Here is a 5758-nt window from a genome sequence, read left to right as displayed (position 1 = left end):
AACAGTTTGCGCATTGCCGGGTTCCCTTGTCGCTCAGTTGTCCCGCGCGGCCTGCCACAGCCTTACGGCCTGCATGGTGTCGCGCACGTCGTGCACGCGCAGAAGTTGCACCCCCTGCGCCAGCGCCGCAAGCCCCACGGCAATCGAGCCGGGGGCGCGGGGCGCGGCGCGCGGGTCCCCGCCGCTGGTGCCGATGAACCGCTTGCGCGAGGCCCCGAGCAGGATCGGGCAGCCCAGCCCGTGAAACAGCGCGAGGCCGCGCAGCAGCGCGAGGTTGTGGTCGCGCGTCTTGCCAAAGCCGATGCCGGGATCTGCGAGGATGCGGGCGCGCGGAATCCCCTGCGCCACGAGCGTCGCGATGCGGGTTGCGAGGAAATCGTAGACGTCGAGCAGCACGTCGCCGTAGTGCGGATCGTCCTGCATGGTTGCGGGGTCGCCCTGGGCATGCATGACGCAGACCGGTACCGAGTGTTCGGCGCAGAGCGGGGCGAGGGCCGCGTCGTAGGTGAAGCCGGCGACATCGTTGACCAGGGTCGCCCCGGCGTCGAGCGCGGCGGCGGCGACGGCGGATTTGCGGGTATCGATGGAGATTGCGATCGCGCTTTCGGCCCGGATCGCCGCGATCACCGGGGCAGTGCGGGCGATCTCCTCGTCCACCGGAACCTCCAACGCGCCGGGGCGGGTGGATTCGCCGCCGATGTCGAGGATGTCGGCGCCCGCGGCGATCATCGCGCGGGCGCCGGCCAGCGCCGCCCCGGCATCGTGGTGCTTGCCGCCGTCGGAGAAGCTGTCGGGCGTGATGTTGAGAATGCCCATGATATTGGGGCGGTCCATTGCCATCCCGGCCAGGGGCGCGCGCGGCGCGGTCAGCGGGGCCAGGTCGTGATCGGGCAGGTCATCGGCGGGGATCACCTGCGGCGCGTGGCCGCGCGCCAGCGCCTCCACATGGGTGAACCAGAGCGGACCGCCGGCCAGCGGCAGCGCGTCACCGGGGCGGGCGGACCCGTGCTGGACCAAGGGGCGGTAGTAGAAGGTCACAGGGTTGCCTGCTCCACCGGGACGCTGCGCAGCGGCAGGCCGGGATCGGTGGGCGCATCGACACCGATCGCCAGCATCTCCTCCGCGGCGAAGGTGGCGGCGAACCATGCCGCCAGCGCCACCGCGTCACCGGGCTGGGTCGCCGGGCCATCGACCGCGTCGAGCACGATCTTGGACGGCGCCCATACGCTGATCTGGCCGTGTTTCATCGCCCAGTCGAGCTCGGTCCGGGTTGCGACCACGACGCAGCGGGCATCGCGGGCCGCCAGCACCCAGGCGTTCTGTTCGATGGCCAGGAGGTCGATGCGGCGCTGGGTCATGCGGTGACCGGTGCGCGGGGCGGGCAGACCGGGCGCGCCGACGCAGAGCACCAGCGGCCGGTCGCCCCGTTCGAGCTGGTCGAGCCAGCCCGGGAGGTTGGGCGAGGCGATGGCGGCGTTGGAGAGGTAGACCAGGCGCGGATGCGGGCGATCGTCCTCGACCAGGGGGCCATGCGCCATCTGGGTACGGGCGCGGACGATCTCGACCCCCAGCGCGCCGGGACCGCGATCAAGCTTCTCGACCCGGACAAAGGCGCGGATCGCCTGCGGTTCCAGCAGAATGCGCTCGGCGATGCGTTCGGCCAGGGTTTCGAGCAGGTTCAGACGCTCGTCCGCCAGTTCATGCGCGATCGCCTCGGTCACCCGGTCGTAGGACAGGATGCGGTCGACATCGTCGTTGATCGGGCCGGTCAGCGGCTCGACCTCGACCACAACATTGAAACAGACCCGCTGAGTGGTGCCGCGTTCGGCCTGAAAGGCGCCGATCTCGACCTCGACCACGTGATCGCGCACCGAGATCCGGTCGAGCGGGCCGCGCGGTGCGGTGGCTGCGGCGCGTTCGGAGGGATGCGCGAAGGCGAGGCGGATTTCGGTGCTCATGGGCTTGGGCCTTTGGTCGGGTCGGTCGTCAGCCCGAGGTTTAGGCTGCGGGCGCCCTTGTAACAGGCCCGGATGCGCCGTGCCAGCGACGGAAAGCGGCGCGGGCGCCTACTCGCTCGACGCCGTGCGGTAGTTGTGGCGGTAGAAGATGTGCACGCCGATCCGGGCGGTCTGCTTGTAGACGCGGGCCCAGCGCGGCTTTACAGCGGAGGTGTGATAATGGGTGGCGCCGCCGGTCAGGTCGCCGGCAACCCCGTCCATCACCGCGCGGGCGACCTTGGAGACGCGCTCGAAGGCTTGGGGTTCGGCGATCACCTCGGCGTGACCGTCGCAGGTATAGGTGAACTGACACTGATAGCGCTTGCCGGTGCCCTGGCGGATCACGCCGCAGAGGCTGTCGGGGAAGCGGGCGCTCTTGACCCGGTTCATGATCACCTCGGCGACGGCGAACTGGCCCTTTACGGTTTCGCCGCGGGCCTCGAAATAGAGCGCCTCGGACAGGCATTTCCAGTTGTCGCCGCCCTCCGGTTCGGGCTGGGCATCGACCCAGGCGCGGGAGAAGGACAAGGGAAGCGGCTTGGCCTTGCTCTTTTTCGGGCGGGTGCCGGTCAGCATGGATTGCAGACGGGTCCCGGGCACCGTGTTCAGGCTGGATTGCTCACGCTGGAAGAGGCCCTTGAGGCCGGTATCGGCCGATGCGGCCAAAGGCGCGAGCACCGTGGAAACCACGGCGGCAACGGTCAGGAGTCGTCTCATAGGAACCTCACAACACGGGCGTTCGAGCAGGCCCCCCCCAGGCCGGCGCAGAGGGCCAATTAGCCCGGATGTCGTGAAAAGTCCAGTTCCGCCCGGAAATCGGGCAGATCGTGAACGGATCGGCGGCCTCGCGGACCCTGGCCGGCGCGGTGCAACCGCCTGAGGATCAAGGGGTTTCGTCACCCTCCGCGCCGATCGCTTCGGCAATGGCAAGCTGGGCCGCCGCCAGCCGCGCCACCGGCACGCGGAACGGCGAACAGGAGACATAGTCGAAGCCCGCCTCGCGGCAGAACGCAATTGATTCGGGGTTGCCGCCGTGTTCGCCGCAGATCGACACCGTCAAGTCCGGATTGGCGGCGCGGCCCCGCTCGGCGCCGAGTTTCAGAAGCTCGCCCACCCCCTCGGTGTCGAGCACGTGGAACGGATCCTCGGGAAAGACCCCCTTGCGCACGTAGTCGGACATGAAGCGCCCGGCGTCGTCGCGCGAGAGGCCGTAGGTCATCTGCGTCAGGTCGTTGGTGCCGAAGCTGAGAAAGGAGACATGCGGCGCGATCTCGGCCGCGCGCAGGGCAGCGCGCGGGGTTTCCACCATGACGCCGAGCCGATAGGCGAAGTCGCGGCGCCGTTCGGATCGGACCGCGGCGGCGACCGCATCGACCCGCGCCTTGATCAGCTCCACCTCGCGCTTGGCCGAAACCAGCGGGATCATGATCTCGGGCACCACCGGATCGCCCGAGCGGCTGGCCTCGAGCGTGGCCTCGAAGATGGCGCGGGCCTGCATTTCGTAGATCTCGGGCACGGTGACGCCGAGGCGCACGCCGCGCAGGCCCAGCATCGGGTTGTATTCGGCCATCGCCTCGATCCGGCGGGTGACATCGGAGACCGGCAGGTCCAGCGCCTCGGCCAGTTCGCGCTGGCCCGACCGGGTGGCGGGCAAAAACTCGTGCAGCGGCGGGTCGAACAGGCGGATGCAGACCGGGCTGCCCTCCATGATGCGGAACAGCTGGATGAAATCCTCGCGCTGCATCGGCAGCAGCCGGGCGAGCACGGCGGCGCGCCCGGAGCTGGTGTCGGCGAAGATCATCTCGCGCATCACCGTCAGGCGGCCGGGTTCGAAGAACATGTGCTCGGTCCGGCACAGCCCGATGCCCTGGGCATCGAAGTTGCGCGCGGTCTGGGCGTCGGCGGGGGTGTCGGCATTGGCGCGGATGCCGATGTCGCGCGCGGCATCCGCCCAGCCCATCAGGGTCTGGAAGGCGTCGTCGAGCGCGGCCTCGAGCATCGCCGGTTCCCCGGCGAGCAGCTGGCCGGTGCCGCCGTCGATGGTGACGATATCGCCCTCGCGCAGAATTCGGCCATCGGGCGCCTTCAGCATCTTGTCGCGGGTGTTGAAGATCAGTTCGGAGGCGCCGACGATACAGGGCAGGCCGAGGCCCCGCCCGATCACCGCGGCGTGGCTGCTCATGCCGCCCTTTTCGGTCAGCACACCGGCGGCGGCATGCATGCCGCGCACGTCCTCGGGGGCGGTTTCGCGGCGCACCAGGATGCAGGCTTCGCGCCGCGCGGCGCTGGCCTGGGCGGCGTTGGCGGAGAACACGATGCGCCCGGTCGCGGCGCCGGGGCTGGCGCCGATGCCGGTTGCCAGCACGTCACGCCGGGCATCGGGGGCGACCTGTCGGTGCAGCAGTTCGGTCATCGAATGCGGATCGACGCGCATCACCGCCTCTTGCCGGGGAATGATGCCATCCTCGGCCAACCGGACGGCGATGCGCAAACCGGCGCGCGGGCTGCGCTGGATCCGCACGCCGTCAAGGATGTGGACCGCGCCGTCCTGGATCACGAATTCGACCTGCATCTCTTCGCGCAGCTTGCGCCGCATCAGCGCCGCGTCGCGCTTGAGCGCCTCGAAGGCCTCGGGCGCCAGTTCCTCGAGCGAGGGCCCGCGCGCATCCTTTTCCAGGTAGAGCGCCGCGACACCGGCGCCGAGCGCGTCGCGACCCTGGCTCTGGCTGAGATAGCGGCCGGTGATCTGCGGCAGGCCGGTGATCGGGTCGGCCAGTTGCAGCACGCCGGAGCCGCATTCGCCCTGCCCCAGCCCCGGGATCATCTCCTGCACCACGAGGCCGAGACCTGCATCGGCCGGCGCGCCCTTGGCCTGGCGCAGCAGGCGGGCCGAGGTCCCCTCCCAGGCGCGGGCCATCGAGCGCAGCACGCCGCTGAGCTGATCGGTGCGCGATTGCGGAAAGGGTTCGTCGGCCTCGTCCGCGTAGGCGCGCAGCATGCGTTGCAGGCCCTTGGGCCCCTCGGTCGGGTCGCTGTCGAACAGGTCGGGATCGAGGCGGGCCACATGGGTGGCATAGCCCTGGACGAAGCGGGAATAGAGCGCCGCGGCGGCCTTGGGCCCGAGGGATTGGGAAAGCTTTTCGTACTGGGCGTCGTTCATGCCGATGTTGAGCACCGCGCCCGGCCCGCCCCAGTCGGGATCCTCGGACGAGGGGCGCACGCAGAGCAGCGCGCCGGCGGGGAACTGATCGTCGACGGCGGCGATGTCGGGCATCTCGCCCGCCGCGATGCGTTTGACCGCCAGAAAAGAGAGCGCGACGGTGCGCGGCACCGGCAGATCGAGACGGACCAGACGTTGAAGGCATTTGGCGCGCCCGCCATGCGCCCCGATGGCGATCGGGGCATCGGGGGTCACCAGGGTGGTATGGGGATCATTCTGCACTGCGGCACCTATCGCTATGTGCGCAGCATAGGCCCGCGCGCGCCGCGCGCAAGGGGGATGGGCGGGCCGGCAAGGGCGCGGACGCGGCGACGCGCGCGCCTGTCCCCCCCCCGCGCAGTCGGGGATCGCGCCGTCGTGGTGCCGCAGGCGAAAGGTCCCCGCTTGCGCGGGGAGGGCAGGTGTTTTCTTGGGGTGACGCCCGCTAGCCGGCGATGCGGGTGAGATCCGCCACCTGGCCGCAGATCGCGCAGATCTGGTGCAGCAGGTTCAGGCGGTTGCGGCGCAGGGTCTCGTTGTCGGTGTTGACCTGTACATCCTC

Annotated in this window: 4 protein-coding genes; all 4 read right to left on the bottom strand. The window is 70.0% G+C overall.

All coding sequences use genetic code 11. From position 1 onward, the window contains the following. Positions 1–33 precede the first annotated feature (33 nt). Complete coding sequence (gene folP / locus P1U75_RS19545) at positions 34–1038, bottom strand: dihydropteroate synthase (RefSeq protein ID WP_300246348.1); 1005 nt, start codon at positions 1036–1038, stop codon at positions 34–36. Next, positions 1035–1958, bottom strand: coding sequence for a dihydroneopterin aldolase (locus P1U75_RS19540; RefSeq protein ID WP_300246346.1), 924 nt, complete (start codon positions 1956–1958; stop codon positions 1035–1037). Before P1U75_RS19540 ends, folP begins: the two co-directional genes overlap by 4 nt. 108 nt (positions 1959–2066) lie before the next feature. Further along, positions 2067–2714: a cell wall hydrolase gene (locus P1U75_RS19535; RefSeq protein WP_300246343.1), complete on the bottom strand. Its 648-nt coding sequence runs from the start codon at positions 2712–2714 to the stop codon at positions 2067–2069. A gap of 166 nt (positions 2715–2880) precedes the next feature. Further along, the gene (locus P1U75_RS19530) at positions 2881–5439 is read right to left on the bottom strand and encodes a putative PEP-binding protein (protein ID WP_366915072.1); all 2559 of its coding nucleotides are present in this window, start codon (positions 5437–5439) and stop codon (positions 2881–2883) included. Positions 5440–5758: the final 319 nt, after the last annotated feature.

The sequence above is a fragment of the Antarcticimicrobium sp. genome (assembly GCF_029212575.1).
Taxonomy (GTDB): Bacteria; Pseudomonadota; Alphaproteobacteria; order Rhodobacterales; family Rhodobacteraceae; genus Antarcticimicrobium.
Note: the sequence above shows the minus strand (reverse complement) of the source record. Positions and strands in the feature narration are given on the sequence as shown.

What these genes read in the sequence shown, in the direction of transcription:
- P1U75_RS19540 (WP_300246346.1), bottom strand. Translation starts at nt 1,958, where the DNA reads ATGAGCACCGAAATCCGCCTCGCCTTCGCGCATCCCTCCGAACGCGCC.
- P1U75_RS19535 (WP_300246343.1), bottom strand. Translation starts at nt 2,714, where the DNA reads ATGAGACGACTCCTGACCGTTGCCGCCGTGGTTTCCACGGTGCTCGCG.